General features: G+C 75.1%; 15 protein-coding genes. 7 read left to right on the top strand and 8 right to left on the bottom strand.

What is annotated here, in order from left to right; all coding sequences use genetic code 11:
* The first annotated feature begins 22 nt into the window (after window positions 1–22).
* Window positions 23–1,234 (top strand): MFS transporter, encoded by a 1,212-nt coding sequence (locus ACGFI8_RS19330; protein WP_392806587.1) that lies wholly within the window; start codon window positions 23–25, stop codon window positions 1,232–1,234.
* On the opposite strand, the gene ACGFI8_RS19325 is transcribed toward ACGFI8_RS19330, so the two are convergent.
* Window positions 1,197–1,985: an aminoglycoside phosphotransferase family protein gene (locus ACGFI8_RS19325; RefSeq protein WP_392806585.1), complete on the bottom strand. Its 789-nt coding sequence runs from the start codon at window positions 1,983–1,985 to the stop codon at window positions 1,197–1,199. The two genes, ACGFI8_RS19330 and ACGFI8_RS19325, sit on opposite strands and share 38 nt — an antisense overlap.
* 96 nt (window positions 1,986–2,081) lie before the next feature.
* On the opposite strand from ACGFI8_RS19325, the gene ACGFI8_RS19320 reads away from it, so the two are divergent.
* Both ACGFI8_RS19320 and ACGFI8_RS19315 read left to right on the top strand, forming a co-directional pair.
* Window positions 2,082–4,421: a HelD family protein gene (locus tag ACGFI8_RS19320; RefSeq protein WP_392806583.1), complete on the top strand. Its 2,340-nt coding sequence runs from the start codon at window positions 2,082–2,084 to the stop codon at window positions 4,419–4,421.
* A gap of 10 nt (window positions 4,422–4,431) precedes the next feature.
* Window positions 4,432–4,785, top strand: coding sequence for an ArsR/SmtB family transcription factor (locus tag ACGFI8_RS19315; RefSeq protein WP_392806582.1), 354 nt, complete (start codon window positions 4,432–4,434; stop codon window positions 4,783–4,785).
* Between the two features lie 102 nt (window positions 4,786–4,887).
* Here the strand turns inward: ACGFI8_RS19315 and ACGFI8_RS19310 are convergent, their stop codons facing one another.
* Together ACGFI8_RS19310 and ACGFI8_RS19305 are read right to left on the bottom strand one after the other, a co-directional pair.
* Window positions 4,888–5,841 (bottom strand): endonuclease/exonuclease/phosphatase family protein, encoded by a 954-nt coding sequence (locus tag ACGFI8_RS19310; RefSeq protein ID WP_392806580.1) that lies wholly within the window; start codon window positions 5,839–5,841, stop codon window positions 4,888–4,890.
* Between the two features lie 57 nt (window positions 5,842–5,898).
* Window positions 5,899–7,068, bottom strand: a complete 1,170-nt coding sequence (locus tag ACGFI8_RS19305) for a winged helix DNA-binding domain-containing protein (protein ID WP_392806578.1) — start codon at window positions 7,066–7,068, stop codon at window positions 5,899–5,901.
* A gap of 43 nt (window positions 7,069–7,111) precedes the next feature.
* Between ACGFI8_RS19305 and ACGFI8_RS19300 the strand changes: the two genes are divergently transcribed.
* The gene (locus ACGFI8_RS19300) at window positions 7,112–8,800 is read left to right on the top strand and encodes an acyl-CoA dehydrogenase family protein (RefSeq protein WP_392806576.1); all 1,689 of its coding nucleotides are present in this window, start codon (window positions 7,112–7,114) and stop codon (window positions 8,798–8,800) included.
* Here ACGFI8_RS19300 and ACGFI8_RS19295 read toward each other — a convergent pair.
* Window positions 8,797–9,768: a tyrosine-type recombinase/integrase gene (locus ACGFI8_RS19295; RefSeq protein WP_392806575.1), complete on the bottom strand. Its 972-nt coding sequence runs from the start codon at window positions 9,766–9,768 to the stop codon at window positions 8,797–8,799. The two genes, ACGFI8_RS19300 and ACGFI8_RS19295, sit on opposite strands and share 4 nt — an antisense overlap.
* Complete coding sequence (locus ACGFI8_RS19290; protein ID WP_392806574.1) at window positions 9,769–10,404, bottom strand: class I SAM-dependent methyltransferase; 636 nt, start codon at window positions 10,402–10,404, stop codon at window positions 9,769–9,771.
* Between the two features lie 247 nt (window positions 10,405–10,651).
* Here ACGFI8_RS19290 and ACGFI8_RS19285 point away from each other — a divergent pair, with 247 nt between their 5' ends.
* The 3 genes from ACGFI8_RS19285 (at window position 10,652) to ACGFI8_RS19275 (ending at window position 13,440) form a co-directional block, all read left to right on the top strand.
* Window positions 10,652–10,969: a hypothetical protein gene (locus ACGFI8_RS19285; protein ID WP_392806572.1), complete on the top strand. Its 318-nt coding sequence runs from the start codon at window positions 10,652–10,654 to the stop codon at window positions 10,967–10,969.
* Between the two features lie 3 nt (window positions 10,970–10,972).
* Complete coding sequence (locus ACGFI8_RS19280) at window positions 10,973–11,749, top strand: hypothetical protein (protein WP_392806570.1); 777 nt, start codon at window positions 10,973–10,975, stop codon at window positions 11,747–11,749.
* Window positions 11,750–12,195: 446 nt separating this feature from the next.
* Entirely contained in the window at window positions 12,196–13,440 is a 1,245-nt protein-coding gene (locus ACGFI8_RS19275; RefSeq protein WP_392806568.1) for an MFS transporter, read from the top strand.
* A 12-nt stretch (window positions 13,441–13,452) separates the two neighbouring features.
* On the opposite strand, the gene ACGFI8_RS19270 is transcribed toward ACGFI8_RS19275, so the two are convergent.
* From ACGFI8_RS19270 to ACGFI8_RS19260, 3 genes are read right to left on the bottom strand one after another with little or no spacing between them, the layout of a single operon-like run.
* Window positions 13,453–13,575, bottom strand: a complete 123-nt coding sequence (locus ACGFI8_RS19270) for a hypothetical protein (protein WP_392806567.1) — start codon at window positions 13,573–13,575, stop codon at window positions 13,453–13,455.
* Between the two features lie 19 nt (window positions 13,576–13,594).
* Window positions 13,595–14,272, bottom strand: coding sequence for a thymidine kinase (locus tag ACGFI8_RS19265; protein ID WP_392806903.1), 678 nt, complete (start codon window positions 14,270–14,272; stop codon window positions 13,595–13,597).
* Window positions 14,273–14,316: 44 nt separating this feature from the next.
* Entirely contained in the window at window positions 14,317–17,298 is a 2,982-nt protein-coding gene (locus tag ACGFI8_RS19260) for a BTAD domain-containing putative transcriptional regulator (RefSeq protein ID WP_392806565.1), read from the bottom strand.
* Between the last annotated feature and the right edge of the window lie 38 nt (window positions 17,299–17,336).

Here is a 17,336-nt window from a genome sequence, read left to right as displayed (position 1 = left end):
CTCTCGCCCCTAGCGTGCGGGCATGTCCCACCCGCTCCACGCCGCCGCCCGGGCGACCTACGTCGTGTTCGCCGTGTGCGGGCTCCTGCTCGCCAGCTGGGTCGCGCGGATCCCGCAACTCCGTGATCACCTCCATCTGCAGCCCGCGCAGCTCGGTTGGGTGCTGCTCGGCGCCGCGGCCGGCTCGCTGGTGTCCCGGCCGCTGAGCGGTCCGATCCTCACCCGCTTCGGTCAGCGCAGGACGGTGAGCGCCGCCGGAGTCCTGGCCGGGGTCGGTCTCGCCATCACAGGGTTCGGCGACGTGGCCGGGCTGGCGGTCCTGGTCGCCGGGCTGCTGGTGATCGGCTTCACCGTATCGGTGTGGGACGTCGCGATGAACGTCCAGGGCGCCGAGGTCGAGCGCCGGCTCGGCCGCTCGATCATGCCGCGGTTCCACGCCGCGTTCGCGGCCGGCACCGTCGTCGGCGCGGCCCTGGCCGCGGCCCTAGTCGCGCTGCATGTTCCGGTCGCCGCCCACCTGACGGGTGTCGCGCTCCTGGTGATGATCGCCGTGCCGGTGGCCGCCCGCGGTTACCTGCCCGAGCAGCCCGAGCAGCCCGACCCGGTCTCTGCGGGACGCCGAGGTGCGCTGCGGGCGTGGCGGGAACCCCGGACCGTCCTCATCGGGCTGTTCGTGCTCGCGTTCGCGTTCGGCGAGGGCGCGGCCGGCGACTGGATCGGCGTCGCGCTCATCGACGGTCACGGCGCCGCCGCCGCGATCGGCAGCCTCGGATACGCCGTCTACCTGGCCGCGACGACCGCGGTGCGCTGGTTCGGGGGCGGCCTGCTCGACCGCTACGGCCGGGTCGCCGTCCTGCGCTGCCTGGGAATCGTCACGATCGCCGGCCTGCTGCTGTTCATCTTCGGCCCGAACCTGATCGTCGCCCTCATCGGCGCGCTGCTGTGGGGCGTCGGTACCGCCTTCGGGTACCCGGTCGGCATGAGCGCCGGCGCGGACGACCCCCGGCACGCCGCCGCCCGGGTCACCGTCGTGTCGACCCTCGGCAAGCTGGCCTCCTTCGCCGGCCCGCCGCTGATCGGGATGATCGGCGACCACGTCACCGTCCTGCGGGCCCTGCTCGTCGTCGCCGCGCTCCAGGGCGTCGCCGTACTGATCGCCGGCGCCACCCGGCCACTGCGACCGCAGGAGGCGGAGGTCAGAACAGAGCCGCGGGTGGGTTCTCCGCGACCGTGAGCCACGCGGTGACATCCGACGGGGCGTGAAACCGGATCGACCAGTCGACCTGGCGCAGGCTCATGTGCGCCCAGCACGCCCGCAGCACCTCGGGCCCGGCCAGGTCGACGGCCTGCGCGACGAGGACCGAGGCCAGGGCGGGGGCCTGGCGGCGTACACAGAACAGGAGCGTGACCAGGTCGAAGGCGCGGTTGCCGCGGCCCGCGCCGTCCCAGTCGACCACGCCGGTGATCTCGCCTGCGGGCGAGACGAGCACGTTGCCCGGGTGGAAGTCGAGGTGGACCAGGTCGTCGCCGGGCAGGGTGCGCAGCGGTACGGCGCGGATCGAGGACAGCAGCGCGGCCGAGCGCGGCGAGTGCGACGCCAGCGGGGCGTGCAGGCAGAAGCCGGGGCCGGGCTCGTGGAGGTACAAGTGCAGCGGCGGGACCTCGGCGGACCGCAACAGGCCCGCGCAGCGCCGGCTGACCGCGGACATCTCGTCGACCAGGCGTCGGTCGATCCCGGCGGGCGGGCGGCCGGGCAGGAGTGACTGGACGATCACGCCGCCGTCGACGAGGTCGTAGCTCGGGGCGGGGATGCCGGCCGCGCGGGCGATCGCGACGAGCGGCGCGGAGGCGGGGTTGCCCTCGCCGAGCACGCCGCGGCGGCCGTCGGGCCAGCGGACGTAGCCCGCGCCGATCTCGCCGCCGGCGCACGGGCCCTCGTATGCCAAACCGAGGCGGGCGGCGTGCCGTGCCGCGTCGATTCGCACAGGAGGCCCGCCAGCGGTTATCGTAGAGCGTTCAGGCAATAAAAAAGACGCCCACAGGCGCCTGACTAAGTGGAATGTTAGCCGACTGGAGACGGATTGTCAAACTCATCCGACACAGCCGACATCGTCGAGGAACAGGGGCACCTGGACACGCTCTACGAGCACCTCGACACCCTGCGTGAGGAGGCCTCGGGGCAGCTGACGAAGGCGCTGCTGCAGACCGGGGGCACGCCGGCGGAGCGTTCGCACCGGGACTCGGCGACCGCGCTGTACACCGACCGGCTGGCGCAGTACAGCGCCGTGGAAAACGGCCTGTGCTTCGGCCGGCTCGACTTCACCGACGACGAGCAGCGGTACATCGGCCGGATCGGGATCTTCGACGAAGAGAACGACTACGAGCCGCTGCTGATCGACTGGCGGGCCCCGGCGAGCCGGCCCTTCTACCTGGCCACGGCCGCCGCGCCGGACGGGGTGCGCCGCCGCCGGCACATCCGCACCGCCCGGCGCACCGTCACCGGCCTCGACGACGAGGTGCTCGACCTCAACGAGGCGCACGGCACCGGCCGCGGCGCTCACGACGGGGTGACCGGCGAGGCGGCGCTGCTGTCGGCGCTCACCGCGTCGCGCACCGGCCGGATGCGTGACATCGTCGAGACGATCCAGGCCGAGCAGGACCACGTCATCCGGGCCGACCTGGGCGGGATGCTGGTCGTGCAGGGCGGGCCCGGCACCGGCAAGACCGCGGTGGCGCTGCACCGGGCCGCCTACCTGCTGTACACCCACCGGCAGATGCTCTCCTCGCGGGTCGTGCTCATCGTGGGGCCCAACGCGACGTTCCTGCGGTACATCTCCCAGGTCCTGCCCTCGCTGGCGGAGACCGGCGTGCTGCTGGGCACGATGGGCGACCTGTTCCCGGGCGTCGTCGCGCACCGCGAGGAGCCCGCCGAGATCGCCGCGATCAAGGGCCGGGCGGAGATGGTCGAGGTGCTCGCCGCCGCGGTCCGCGACCGGCAGCGCGTGCCCGACGAGCCGATCACCCTGCACCTCGACCTGCTCGACGGCGGCGAGATCATCCTCGAGCCGGAGGTGATCGAGGATGCCCGCGAGCGTGCCCGCCGCTGCGGCAAGCTGCACAACCTGGCCCGACCGACGTTCGACACCGAGATCATCCACGCGCTGTCGTTGCTCGTCGCCGACACCATCGGCCTGGACCCGTACGCCGACGACCCGCTCGGCGAGGACGACGCCCCCGGCGACGCGCAGCTGCTGGACGAGGCCGACCTGGCCGAGATCCGCCGCGAGCTGCGCGGCGAGGCCGAGGTCCTTGGCGCGCTGGACTGGCTGTGGCCGATCCTCACCCCGCAGCAGCTGGTCGCCGGGCTGTTCGCCGCCGACAAGCGGCTGGCCGCCGCCGGCGCCGACCCGCGGTTGAAGCGCTCCCCGAAGGAGGGCTGGACCCCGGCCGACGTGCCGCTGCTGGACGAGGCGGCCGAGCTGCTCGGCGAGGACGAGACCGTGCTGGAGATCCTGGCCGAGCGCCGCCGAACCAGCTTGATCGCATACGCCGAGGGGGCGCTGGAGATCGCGTTCGGCTCCCGGTCCATCGACGTGGAGGACGAGGACGACCCGGAGCTGCTGTCCGTCACCGACCTGCTCGAGGCCGACCGCCTGGCCGAGCGTCAGGACGACGGCGAGGCGCTCACGCCGGCCGAGCGCGCCGCCGCCGACCGTAAGTGGGCGTTCGGGCACGTCATCGTCGACGAGGCGCAGGAGCTGTCCGCGATGGCGTGGCGACTGCTGATGCGCCGCTGCCCGAGCCGCTCGATGACCGTCGTCGGCGACGTCGCCCAGACCGGCGACCTGGCGGGCGCATCGTCGTGGTCGCAGGCCCTCGCCCCGTACGTCGGGGACCGGTGGCGGCTGCGCGAGCTCACCGTCAACTACCGCACCCCGGCCGAGATCATGTCGGTGGCCGCCGGCGTGCTCGCCGGGATCGACCCGGACATCCAGCCACCCCGGTCGGTCCGCGAGGCCGGCGTCGAGCCGTGGGTGCGCGGCGTCGCCCCGGCCCGCCTCGCCGACGCCCTGGCCGAGGCGGTCGAGCGGGAGGCGGAGGAGGCCGGCGACGGCCGCCTGGGGGTCATCCTTCCCGCGGGGCTTTTCGAGGATTTGGTACCGCATGTGCGCAAAGTGGCCCCCGACACCGCGCTCGGCGAGCAGCCGGACCTCACCGCGCGGGTCGTCGTGCTGACCGTCAAGCAGGCGAAGGGCCTGGAGTTCGACGACGTGATCGTCGTGGACCCGGAGCGGATCGTGGAGGAGTCGCCGCGCGGCGCCAACGATCTGTACGTGGCGCTGACGCGGGCCACGCAGCGGCTCGGCATCCTGCACCCGGGTTCGCTGCCGGACTCCCTGCATGCCGTGGTGGGAATATAAACTTCGGGGGGTGGTGGCGCCCTTCGAAGTCCTCGCCGAGCCGACCCGCCGGCGCATCCTCGACGCGCTGCTGGACGGCCCGCAGCCGGTAGGCGCGCTGACCGAGCGGCTCGGCCTCACCCAGCCCGGCACCTCGAAGCACCTGCGGGTGCTGCGGGAGGCCGGGCTGGTGCGCGTGCGGACCGAGGCGCAGCGCCGCTTCTACGAGCTGCGCCCAGAACCGCTCGCCGAGATCGACGCATGGCTGGCGCCCTATCGCCGCCTGTGGCGCCGCCACCTCGATCTGCTCGAGCGGGCGCTGGCGGAAGAGGAAAGCCGGGAGCGTGATGGGTCGGACTCCAGCACGCTCACCGAACCGTCGTGAGCCTAGCAACACCCTGGATGAACCCTCCGGGCGCGGGGTCGACCTGCGCCCGGAATCCCACCTCCACCAGCACCGCGACCAGGCCCGCCGACGACGGACACGCTACGCCGCGGAGGGTTGGAGGATCAGCTCCGCGACGACGGCGCGGTGGTCGCTGTTCGGCGTCGGCCGGGTGTTGAACTCGCGCACCCCGATGCGCCGGTCGGCCAGCACGTGGTCGAGCGTCACCGGCGGCGTCCAGAACGGCAGCGTCACGGTGCGATAGGGCCAGGTCGCCCGCAGACCCCGGCCGCGGACCGCGGCCGCGTCGCGGTAGCCGGCCCGCAGCAGGCGGCGCAGCGACGCGTGGTCGAGCGTGGCGTTGAAGTCGCCGAGCAGCACCCGCGGCGGGCCGTCGGCCTGCGGCACGGGCTGATCGGCGAGGTTGGCCGCCCAGACGCCGACGTGCCCCGGACGCGGCGGATAGGGGTGCGCGGACTCGACCGCGACCGGGCCGGCGCCGGGCACGAGCACCGTGGCCCACGCCTGGGTCATCGGCTGCGGGTCGAGGGTGCGCACCCCCGGCCCGTCGATCGGGTGCCGGCTGAACAGCCCGGCGCCCGCGCCGCCCGGTGCCGGGCCGACCACCCGGTGCGGCAGCAGCGCGTCGATCCCGGCCTCCTCCAGGGCGGCCAGGCCCTCGGCGGTGAGCTCCTGCACCGCGAGGACGTCGATGTCGTCGACCTTCACCTGCTCGACCAGCGCCGCCGTGCCGCCGCGGCCGAAGAGCAGGTTGGCCGCCATCACCCGCAGCCGCACCCCCTCGCCGGCCGCCCGGCGCGGCACCAGCCGCGGCGCGACCAGCGCGGCGAGCACGAGGCCGCAGGCCAGGCAGACCAGCCCGGGCGCCTTGGCGCCGGCGGCGAGCAGGATCCCGCCGGCCGCGAGCCCGCCGACGGCGGCATAGGGGGTGTACGTCACGAGCTGCACCATCGGCGTCCCCCGCTCGACGCCGAGGGCCCGCACGGCGGTGAACGCCGCAGTCAGGCCGGCCACCATCCAGAAGACCACTGTCACGCGGACGACCGTACCCAGTGGGTCTGACAGTTTTGGTCCGTCTCGGTCCCCGGGAGTTCACCGTGACTCGGCAAGTTCCTTCTCGAGCGGTGCGCGGAAGCGCGGGGTGACCCGGGCCTCGCCCAGCCAGCCCTCCAGCTCCTTCGCGGCGCGGTCCACGGCCCGGCGCGTGGCCGCGGGCACCTCCTCCACCAGCTCGACGGCCACCTGGCCGGTCGGGCGCTGCGCCCACACGCCGACGATGCGCCCGCCGGCCCACACCGTCGGGCCGGCGTTGCCGGTGCGGTCGAACAGGGCGGGCGCATGGCTCCCGAGGTACCACATCCGGCTCTGAAACCCCATGACCGTCGGGTCGAGGCTCGGCAGCAGGGCCACCCACGGCCCGGGGTCGGGGACCGGGTCGGTGTCGCCGGGCAGCACGAAGCCGGTCTCGCCGCCGTCCAGGGTCACCTCGACCGCCTCCAGGGCGCGCAGCGCGGCCCGGGTGTGCGTCATCGTCCAGCCGCTCCACCACTTGAGGTCGGCGGCGGTGCCGGGGCCGTAACGGGCCAGCCACGCCCGGGCCAGCTCGGTGCGCGCATGCGCCGGGTCGAGCTCCGGCAGCGGCTCGGGCAGCCAGTCCGGCAGGCACGACCAGGCGTACTGGCTGCTGATCCACGTGCCGACCGGCCGGCCGCGCACGATGCGCCCGTCGGCGGCGAGCAGGAGCAACAGCCGGCTGGTGACGTACTGGTTGCCCTGCGGGAACACCATGAGACTGCGCAGCCGCGGCTCGTCGGCGGCCAGCTGGGCGGCGGTGGCGTTGCCCCGGCGGCGCAGCGCCTCGTACGTCGACTCCTCCACGTCGGCCAGCCACGCCGCGTCGCCGACGCCGGACTCGGCGAGGTGGCGCAGCAGCAGCCGGCGCTGCTCGGCGGCGACCGCTCGGGTGGCGCCGGCCTGCACGACCGCGGCGAAGCCGACCGGCACGACGAACATCGTGCGGCGCATCCCGAGCATCCGCAGCAGGCTACGCCGCTCGTACAGGGCGTCCTCCACGGTCGCGACCAGCGGTGTGTGCAGGCGGGCGGCGACCGACAGGTGCACCGTGGCCGGGTCGGTGGCGTGTAGCGCGACCAGGTCGGCCGCGACGTCCTCGGGGCCATTGCCGGGCGGCGTCGGGCCGGCCAGGCCGTGCCGCCAGGCCAGCCGCGCCCGGCGCTGGGCCGTGTCGATGTGGAGGGTCACGGGGTCAAGTATCGTCGCCGTACCGGGCGGTAACGTGTGTGGCATGACGCGATTCGTGCAGACCGGGCCGTCGCTGCGCGACCCGTACACCGCCGACCCGCAGCTGCGCGGCTGGCTCGACCGGCTGCTGGGCGAGGACGGGCACGCCGCCGCCAAGGAGCGCCTGGCCGACCTGTCCGCCGAGGTCATGGGGCCGCTGCGGGCCGCGCACCACGACGCGGAGACGCACCCGCCCACGCTGACCCGCTTCGACGCGTGGGGCAACCGCGTCGAGCGCGTCGACACCTCGGCCGGGTGGCAGGCGCAGCGGGCCGCGGCCGCGCGGCACGCCGTCGTCGCGTTGCCGTACCAATCGGATGCCCGCGCCGCGTGGGGCCCGGGCGCACGGGTCGTCCAGCACGCGCTGCTGCACCTGTGGGGCCCCGAGTCGGCGACGTTCTCGTGCCCGGTCGCGATGGCCGACGGCGCCGCCGCCCTGCTGACCCAGGCCGGCGTGCAGGGTGCATGGCTCGCGAAGCTGGTCTGCACCGACCCGGCCGTCGCGGTCACCTCCGGGCAGTGGATGACCGAGTCGCAGGGCGGCTCCGACATCGCCCGGTCCACCACCACCGCCCGGCCCGACGGCCGCGGCGGCTGGCTGCTCACCGGCGACAAGTGGTTCTGCTCCGCGATCGACTCGGCGATGGCCGTCGCGCTGGCCCGGCCGGAGGGCGCCGGTCCCGGCAGTCGCAACCTGGTCCCGTTTCTGGTACCGCGGTACGCCGCCGACGGCCGCACGCCCGCCCCCGGCCTGCAGGTGCTGCGCCTCAAGGACAAGCTCGGCACCCGCGCCGTGCCGACGGGGGAGGTCCGCCTCGACGACGTCGCCGCGTTCCCGCTCGCCGACCCGGGCGCGCCCGGCCTCGCCACGATGATGACGCTGGTCGTGGTCACCCGGCTGCACAACGCCGCCGCGGCGGCCGGCGGGATGCGCCGCGGCCTGGAATACGCGCTGAGCTACGCCGCCGAGCGCACGATCGCCGACGGCCGGCTGGCCGACAACCCGCTGCACCGCGCCACCCTCGGCGGCCTCGCCGTCGACGCCGCCGGCGCGTTCGCCCTCGCCATGCACGCCTTCGCGCTGCTGGGCCGGGCCGAGCACGGCGACGCCGCCGCGGCCGCGGAGCTGCGTCTCGCCGCGCCGCTGGCCAAGCTCACCACCGGACGGCTCGCGGTCGCCTCCGCCAGCGAATACCTCGAGTGCTTCGGCGGCGCCGGCTACGTCGAGGACACCGGCATCCCCCGGCTGCTGCGCGACGCCCAGGTGCTGCCCATCTGGGAGGGCACCACCAACGTGCTGTCCGTCGACGTGCTGCGCGCCCTGTCCAGCGGCCTGTCCGGCGGCGAGGGTGCGGCGCCGCTGCTGCACCGGCTCATCGCCGCCGCGGACGCCGGCGCGCACCGGCTGCCCGGGGTCGCCGACGCCCTCGCCGCCGCGACCCGACGGCTCGCCGCCGACGTGGCCACGGCCGCCGCCGACCCGCGCGACCCCCGGGTCGTGGCCGGGGCCCGCGAGCTGGCGCTGCGGCTCGGGCACGCGCTGACCGCGGCGCTGCTGCTGGAGCACGCGGCCTGGGCGGCGGAGCGCGGCGACGAGCGACCGGCCCTGCTGGCGTCGCTGTGGATCCTGCGCCGGCTCGGCCAGGCCGACGTCTCGGCGGACCTACACGAGCACTTCGCGCAGCTGATCTAGGGTTTGGTACGCCTGGATCGCGCCGCGGCGAGCGTGTACGCCGGGTCCCGGTCCAGGTTGTGCCGGTCCCGGTCGTAGCGGCGGGTGGTGCGCGGGTCGGCGTGGCCCATCGCGTCCTGCACGTCCTCCAGCGGCACGCCCTCGTCGCGGGCCGCAGTGGCGAACGCGTGGCGCAGCGAGTGCGGCGAGAGCCGCTCCCAGGCCGGCACGCCCGCGTCCCGCGCGAGGCGGCGCACCAGCCGAAACACGGCGTGCCGGTCGACGCGCCCGCCGGTCGCGGTGGCGAACAGCGGGCCGGGCGCGTCGCCGCGCACCTCGAGGTACTCGTCCAGGGCCCACACCACGGCGGGGGTCAGCGCCCGGCGGCGGGGCTTGCCGCCCTTGCCGGTGAACCGCACGGTGCGGTGGCCCCGCTCGGCGCCCAGGTCGCCGAGGTCCAGGGCGACCACCTCGCCGACGCGCAGCCCCAGGTCGGCCAGCAGCGCGAGCACGGCCCGGTCCCGCGGCGCGGTCGGCCCGTCGAGGCGCCCGGCCGCGGCGAGCATCGCGTCGACCTCGCCGGCGCTGAGCCCGACCGTCGCGGACACGTCCCGCGCGACCCGGGGCCGGTCCGCGCCGCCGACCGGGTTGGCGCTCACCGCCTCCAGCCGCGCCAGGAACGCGTACCAGCTCGACAGCGCCGAGAGCTTCCGGGCGACGCTGGCCGGGGCGAGCACCTTCCCGGTCCGGCCGTCCACGGTCGACTCCAGGTCGCGGGCGTAGGCGTTGACGTGCAGGAACGACGCCCGCAGCGGGTCCAGGTCGCGGCCGGCGCACCAGGCGAGGTACTGGTGCACGTCGCGGCGGTACGCGGCCCGGGTGTGCGCCGACAGCCGCCGGTTGGCCAGCCACGCCTCGGTGAAGTCGTGTTCGCCGAGGTCGCCGAGGGCGGGCAGGCCCGGCGGCGGGATGCGCGAGGGCGTCGACATCTACGGGTTGACCGCCCACACCGTGGTGCGCTTGACCGGCGCGTCCTCCAGGGTCTGCGGCACCGGCACGTCGTACTCGGCCAGCAGCGTCAGATGGTCCTTCGGCAGGTACGCCCGGCCCGGGTCGCCGACGAGCACCGTGGCGCCCTTGCCCGCGGCCCGGCGCAGGTACGCCAGCATCCGCCGGGTCATCTCCCGGCTGTAGAAGACGTCGCCGGCCAAGACGACGCCGGCGTCCGGCTCCTGCTCCAGCACGTCGCCGAGCAGCGCCGTCACCGCCACGTCGTTCGCCCTCGTGTTGATGTCGATCGCGGCGATGGCGAGGGGGTCGATCTCCACGGCGGTGACCCGGGCGGCGCCGGCCTTCATCGCCGCGATCGCGACCAGCCCCGACCCGGCGGCCAGGTCCAGCACGTCGCGCCCGGCCAGCAGCGCCGGGTGGTCCAGCACGTACCGTGCCAGGGCCTGCCCGCCCGCCCACGCGAACGCCCAGAACGGCGGCGGGAGCTGCGCGCCCTGATCGGATTCGGTCCGCTCCCACAGCTCGATGGCCTCGTCGGCCAGGTGCAGGTGTACCTCGGGGGTCAGCGGCACCGGCGAGAGGCGCGTGTTGGCCAGGACGAATTGTGCGGTCATCGCAGCGGACGGTATCAAGCCCGGCTGTCACTCGTGCGTGCGACGCCCCGTGCCGGGTGGCTTCGGTACCGTTCGCGCATGGGCGGCAATGCCGTATTCGTCTGGATCATTCTCGGCCTCGCGGCGGTCGTGCTGGTCCTCATCGCCGTGTACGTCGACTCGTGGCGGCGCAAGGACGACGCCTGAGTTATCCACAGCCCGCGACTGCCTCTTCCGGGCCCGCACCCTTCCGTGATGTCGTCGGCACATGGCACCACCCACACCGCAGCGCATCGCCGCCGGCATCGCGGCGCTGCGCGACGACGCCGCGGCCTGGCTGACGGCGGCCGCCGCCATGTCCACCGCCGCAACGGCCGCCCCGCCCCTGGACGGCGGCCAGTTCTCCGCCCTCGGCGACCTGACCGGCCTGGCCGGCGTCCACGCCGAGCTGCGCCACACCGTCGCCACCCTGCTCGCCGAGGCCGCCCGCACCGGCGCCGCGACCGCCGCGGCCCTGTACGAGGCCGCCGATGGCTACGAGCGCGACGAGCGCGCCGCCGTCCACCTCCTGCGCGGGATCTGGTGAGCCGTGCTGAACGATTTCGGTCACCTGCTGCGCTCCGCCGAGGAGCTGCTGGACGCCGCCGCCCGGCACGCGGCCCGGGTCGTCGCCGACTGCCACCGCTGGCTGCGCCTCCTCGGCCCCGCCGCGACGGCCCTGGAGCGGCCGCTCGCCGAGCTGGAGCGGGCCGCCGCCGACGTGGCCGGCCAGCTGCGCACCATGCTCGACCGCCCCGGCGACCCGGTCGCCCTGTGGCTGGCCGGCGAGCGCTGGCGGCTCGCGGTCGCCGCCCCGGCCGCCGAGCGCGCCGCCACCTTCACCGCCGGCTTCCTGCACGCCGACGACCGCTGGCAGGGCCCGGCCGCCGACGCGTACGTGCGCGCCCTGCCTCCGCAGCACGAGGCCCTGCTCCACCTGGCCGACGCCGCCGGCGGCACGGCCGCGTCGCTGCGGGAGACGGCCGTGGCCCTGGCCGCGTACTGGACCGCGGTCGGCGCCACCCTGACCGGCCTGACCGCCCAGCTGGCCACGGCCGCGGCCGCGACGGCCAGCCCGGCGACGGCCCCGGCGGGCGCCGCGCTGGCCCTGACCGCGGCGACGGAGTGCATCGCCGCGCTCAACGGCCTCGACCGGGCGCTGACCTTGGAGCTGGAACGGGCCCGCCGCACCCAGCAGGCCCTGCTGACCCGCCTGGCCGACGGCCCCGCGTTCCCGTCCGGCCACTGGCCGGTCGTCGTCGCCGCGTCCCTGTCCGACGCGAGCCTCACCGACGGCGACGGCTCGGATTGGAGCCTGCGACGGTGACGCTGACCCGCCCCCCGTCCTTGACCGATCGGGGCCGTCGCCAGGCCGATCTGCTCGGCCGACGGTTAGCGGGATCCCGTTCGCGGCCCTGCACCACAGCCCGGTGCCGCGGGCCGTCCAGACCTGCGAGGTGCTCGCGACCCACCAGCCCGGCGTGCCACGCCACGCCTGCGACCACGTAACCGACCGCACCCGCCCCGTCGCCGGCCCGCTACCTGCCGTGGCTCGACACGGTCCCGCCCGAGGAGCGCGACGAGGACGCCGCGGCGCCGACGCACATCGCGCGCGTTTTTCACGTGTAAAAGGTGGCTGCCATCGCGGCCACTTCTTACACAGCGGCCGCGAAATCCGGATGCCGGGCGGGCCGCCGGTCGTTACGCTCCGGCCGACCTACGACGGGCGGGGCGTCTTTGTTGAACCTGTTACGGCGGCTACGGGAGCTGCGCATGGACGTCCGGCCGCTGCGGCGGCGGGACTTCCGGCTGCTCATGGCCAGCGGCGTGATCACCATGTTCGGCAGCTTCATCACGATCGTGGCGGTGCCGTTCCAGCTCAAGCAGCTGACCGGCTCCTATGTGGCGGTCGGGGTCGTCGGCGTCGCCGAGCTGGTGCCGATGGTGCTCGGCGGCCTGTGGGGCGGGGCGATCGCCGACGCGGCCGACCGGCGGCGGGTGATCCTGTGGTGCGAGGCCGGCATGGCGGTGTGCACCGGCGCGCTGCTGGTCAACGCCCTGCTGCCGCACCCGGCGGTGTGGTTGCTGTACGTCGTGGCCGGCGCGGTCGCCGCGCTCGACGGGCTGCAGCGGCCCTCCCTGGACGCGCTGATCCCGCGGCTGGTGCCCCGCGACGAGGTGACCGCGGCCAACGCCCTGCAGGGGGTGCGCTGGCAGGTCGGGGCGATCGCCGGGCCGGCCGTCGGCGGGGTGCTCGTCGTCGCGGCCGGCGTGCCGGTGGCATACGCGGTGGACGTGCTCACCTTCGTCGCCTCCATCGTCCTGCTCTTCGCGCTGCGGCCGGTGCCGCCGTCGGCGGAGGCCGAGCGGCCGAGTCTCGGCGGCATCCTGCGGGGCGCTCGGTACGCCTGGTCGCGCCCCGAGCTGCTGGGCACCTACTTCGTCGACCTCGCCGCGATGTTCCTGGCCATGCCGATGGCGCTGTTTCCGTTCGTGGCCGACGCGCTGCACGCGCGGTGGGCGCTGGGGCTGCTGTATGCGGGGCTGCCGGCCGGGGCGATGCTGGTGTCACTCACCAGCGGCTGGGCGTCGCGGGTGCACCGGCACGGGCTGGCGGTGCTGGTCGCCGCCGGGGTGTGGGGCCTCGCGATCGCCGGCTTCGGGCTGGCGCCGGACATCTTCACCGCCTTGGCGCTGCTCGTCGTGGCCGGCGGCGCCGACATGGTCAGCGGCCTGTTCCGCTCCACGATCTGGAACCAGACCATCCCCGACCATCTGCGGGGCCGGCTGGCCGGCATCGAGCTGCTGTCCTACTCGATCGGTCCGACCGCCGGCCAGCTTCGCTCCGGCGTGATGGCCGGCGCGGTCGGGCTGCGCGGCGCGGTCGTCTCCGGCGGGCTGCTGTGCGTGGGCGCGGTCGCCGCGTGCGCCGCGCTGATGCCCGGCTTCACCCGCTACGACGAGCGGACCGATCCGCACCGCCGCAGCGACGAGCCGCAGCCGGCGCCGGCCATCTGACCTGCGCCGTCCTCAGCGCCAGTACCACTTCTGGTTGTCGGTGCCGCTGCACCAGTACAGCTGGACCCGGGTGCCGGCGGCGGTCTTCATGTCCGCCACGTCCGCGCACTTGTCCGCCTGGACGTCGACACTCATTCGGGTCGATGCTGGGGGATTAGACCAGGCGCAGCTGCCCGCCGGCGCGGGCGGCGGGGCCCAGGTTGCCGGTGCGGTGGTGGCGGCGGCACAGCACCTGGTAGTGCACGTCGGCCGGGGGCGCGTCGGCCTCGCCGTCGGCCGTGGTGTCGCCGATGACGACCTGGTCGCCCTCGCGGGCGATTTCGCCGTCGACGACCCGGGCGTTGAGCAGGCCCGACCGGCCGCACCAGCACAGCACCTCGACCTGGACCCGGGTGACCTCGTCGGCGAGCTCGAAGAGCCGCTGCGCGGCCGGGAACAGGGCAGTGCGGAAGTCGGTGGCCAGCCCGAACGCGTAGACGTCGACGTCGGAGTTGTCGACCAGGTCGGCCAGCTGCTCGATCTGCTCGACGGTGTAGAAGCTCGCCTCGTCGCAGATGAGGTAGTCCACGCGGATGCCGCGCGCCCACCGGTCGCGCACCAGGGCGCGCAGGTCGAGGCCGGCCACGTCGACGGCGTCCTTGCCCAGGCCGATGCGGGTGCTGAGCCGGCCGGGGCCGGCCCGGTCGATGGTGGTCAGGACCAGGCCGTGGCGGCCCTGGCGGGCGTGGTTGTAGTCCATCTGCAGCGCGAGGGTGGATTTGCCGCAGTCCATCGGGCCGTAGAAGAACTTCAGCCGGCCGCCGCGGCGCAGGCGGCTGTCGCCGGCGGCCACGCAGGCGTCGGGGTCGTCGTCGGTTGGGGTCACGGCGTAGGAGCCTACTTGCCGGCCGTCTCGTCGATGGCCCGCAGGCGGGCCGCGACCAGGTCGCGTTCCGTGATGCCCATCGCGTCGTAGAGGTCGAGGGCGGCCTGCAGCCGCTGCCGGGACAGCCGCGGGTCGGTGCTGCACACGCCGAGGCCGTAGTAGGCGCGGGCCTGCTCGTAGCGGTAGCCGATGCGCATCGCCCGCTCCAGGGCCCGGGCGTGGACGGTCTTGGCCTCCTCCGCCCGGCCGGCGGCGAGCAGGCCGGCGCCGAGGTTGTTGGCGGTCATGCAGGCGGTGTGCGGGTCGAGGTGCTCGGCGTTGCGCTGGGCGGCGTGCAGCAGTTCGAGGCCCTCGGCGGTGCAGCCGAGGGCGGTCAGGCTCAGCCCGAGGACGCTGCGGGTCTCGCACTCCACGGCGGGCCCGACCTCGGGGCCGTAGTGGCCGAGGATCCAGCGCAGCAGCAGTACCGCATGCCGGTGCTGGCCGAGCCGCTGCCGGATGATGCCGAGTTCGAGGGCGCCGGTGATGGCCAGCTGCGCGGATCCGCTGGCCCGGCCGGCGGCGTGGGTGCGGCGGGCCGTGGCGAGGGCCTCCTCGGTGCGGCCGAGCTGCCACAGGATCGTCGACAGGCACGTCCACTGGACGCCGAACAGCGCCGCCTCGTTGGCGTAGATCGCCGACATCGAGCGTTCCAGGAGCTCCAGGGCTTCGGTGAGCCGCCCGGAGAACTGATACACCGCGGCGAGGTTGCTCTGGGCCCGCGGCCCCCACACCGGGTGTTCGACGATGGAGTTGAGGTGCCGGGCGGCCTCGTCCTGGTGGCCGGCGCGGGCGTAGGCGGAGGCGAGGTAGTTGTGGGTCATCGCGACGAGGTCGGCGTCGCCGATGGCCTCCGCGGCGGCCAGGGCGCGGCGGTGCAGGTCGATGGACACGTCGTTCATCGAGTTGCGGAACAGGTAACTCCACAGGGCCCGGGTGAGCAGGCAGGTGTGCCGGTGCCGGCCGAGCCGGTCGGCGAGCAGGGTGACCCCGATGAGGTTGCCGGTCTCCAGGTCGAGCCAGCGGCGGGTGCCGGCCATGTCGGTGAAGCGCGGCACCGACGGCAGCACCTCGCCGGTGTCGATCGCGCCGCGGTGGCGGTTCTGCTCCCACCGGCGGGTGGCGGCGGCCGTGGACTGCAGGTAGAAGTCGAGCATCCGCTCGGTCGCGGCGTCGCGCTCGGGGTCGTCGGCGGTGAGCTCGGCGGCGTATTCGCGCAGCAGGTCGTGCAGCCGGAACCGGCCGGCGACGGGCTCGATGAGCAGGTGCGCGTCGACGAGCCGGCCGAGCAGCTCGTCGGTGTCGCGGATGGGCAGGTCGGCGAGGGCTGCGGCGACGCGGACCGCGAACTCCCCGGACGGGTGCAGGCCGGTGAGCCGGAACATGCGCCGGGCGGGCTCGTCCAGCTGGCGGTACGACAGGTCGAACGCGGCATGCGGGGACCGGCCGTCGACGGTGAGGTCGATCGGGGCAGGGTTGGCCCGGCGCAGCCGTTCGGCGAGGTCGGCGACGCTCCACGACGGCCGGTGCGCCAGCCGGGCGGCGGCCAGCCGCAGCGCCAGCGGCAGCCCGCCGCACAGCCGGACGACCTCGGCGGTGGCGTGCGGGTCGGCGGCGGCCCGGGCGCCGACGACGGTGGCGACGAACCGGGCGGCGTCGGTGTCGTCGAGCACGTCGAGGGAGACGGAGTGCGCGCCGTCGAGGCCGCCGAGGCGCCGCCGGCTGGTGATGATGACGAGGCTGGCGGAGGCGCCGGGCAGCAGCGGGGTGACCTGGGCGGGGTCGGCGGCGTTGTCGAGCACGACGAGCATCCGGCGGTGGGCGAGCTCGCTGCGCCAGCGGGCGACGCGCTCGTCGGGGTCGGCCGGGATGCGTTCGGGGTCGATGCCGAGGTGGCGCAGCAGCAGTCCGATGGCGTCGTGCGGGGCGTGGGGCGGGCGCTCGCTGTGGGCGTGCAGGTCGACGAAGAGCCGCCCGTCGGGGTAGCCGTCGGCGACGAGGTGCGCGACGTGCACGGCGAGGCTGGTCTTGCCGACGCCGGCCATGCCGTCGACGGTGAGCACGACGGGCAGGTCGTCGCGGCCGGCGCGGGCGGCGGTGACGAGCCGGGCGACGAGGGCGTCGCGGCCGGAGAAGTCGGCGATGTCACGGGGCAGCGTCCACGGGGTCGGCACCGGCACGATCCGGGCGGGGTGGCCCAGCGGCGCGGCCGGAGAGGTCGGGGACGCCACGGGCTGGGGCTGCAGCAGCCCGCGGTACAGCTCCTGCAACGCGGGGCCGGGGGCGAGGCCGAGCTGTTCGTCGAGGGACTCGGCCAGGCGCAGGTAGACGGTGATGGCGTCGGCGGTGCGCCCGACCCGGGCCAGGGCCGTCATCAGCTGGCCGTGCAGCCGCTCCCGCAGCGGGTGCTGCTCGGTCAGGCCGGTGAGCTGGCTGATCAGCTCGGCCTGCAGGCCCAGCTGCAGCTCGACGTCGATGCAGTCCTCGACGGCGGCGTTGTGCCGCTCCTCCAGCGCCACGGCGGCGGCCTGGACGCTGGGGCTGTCGACGCCGGCCAGCGCCGGGCCGCGCCACAGCTCGAGGGCGTCGCGCAGGTGCTTGCGGGCGGTGCCCAGCTCCCCGGCGGTCAGCGCGGCCCGCCCGTCGGCGACGAGCTGGGCGAAGACGAGGGTGTCGAGGTCGTCGTCGGCGACGACGGCGCGGTAGCCGGCGGTGTCGGTGTGGATGGTGCCGGGCAGCTGTCGGCGCAGCCGCGAAACGCAGGTGTGCAGCTGGGCGCGGGCGGTGACGGGGGCGGCGTCGCCCCAGACGGCGTCGACGAGCCGGGGCAGCGTGACGACCCGGTTGGGCTGCAGCAGCAGCATGGCCAGCAGGATCCGGTCGCGGGCCGCGGAGATCTCCAGCCGCCGGCCGGCGACATCGACCTCCAGCGGACCGAGCAGCCGGTATCGCACGAACCGAACAGTAACGCAGGGTGTCACGTAGGCGACAC

This window comes from Dactylosporangium sp. NPDC048998, from assembly GCF_043197855.1.
Classification (GTDB): domain Bacteria; phylum Actinomycetota; class Actinomycetes; order Mycobacteriales; family Micromonosporaceae; genus Dactylosporangium.
This window is presented reverse-complemented; position numbering and strand designations above follow the sequence as displayed.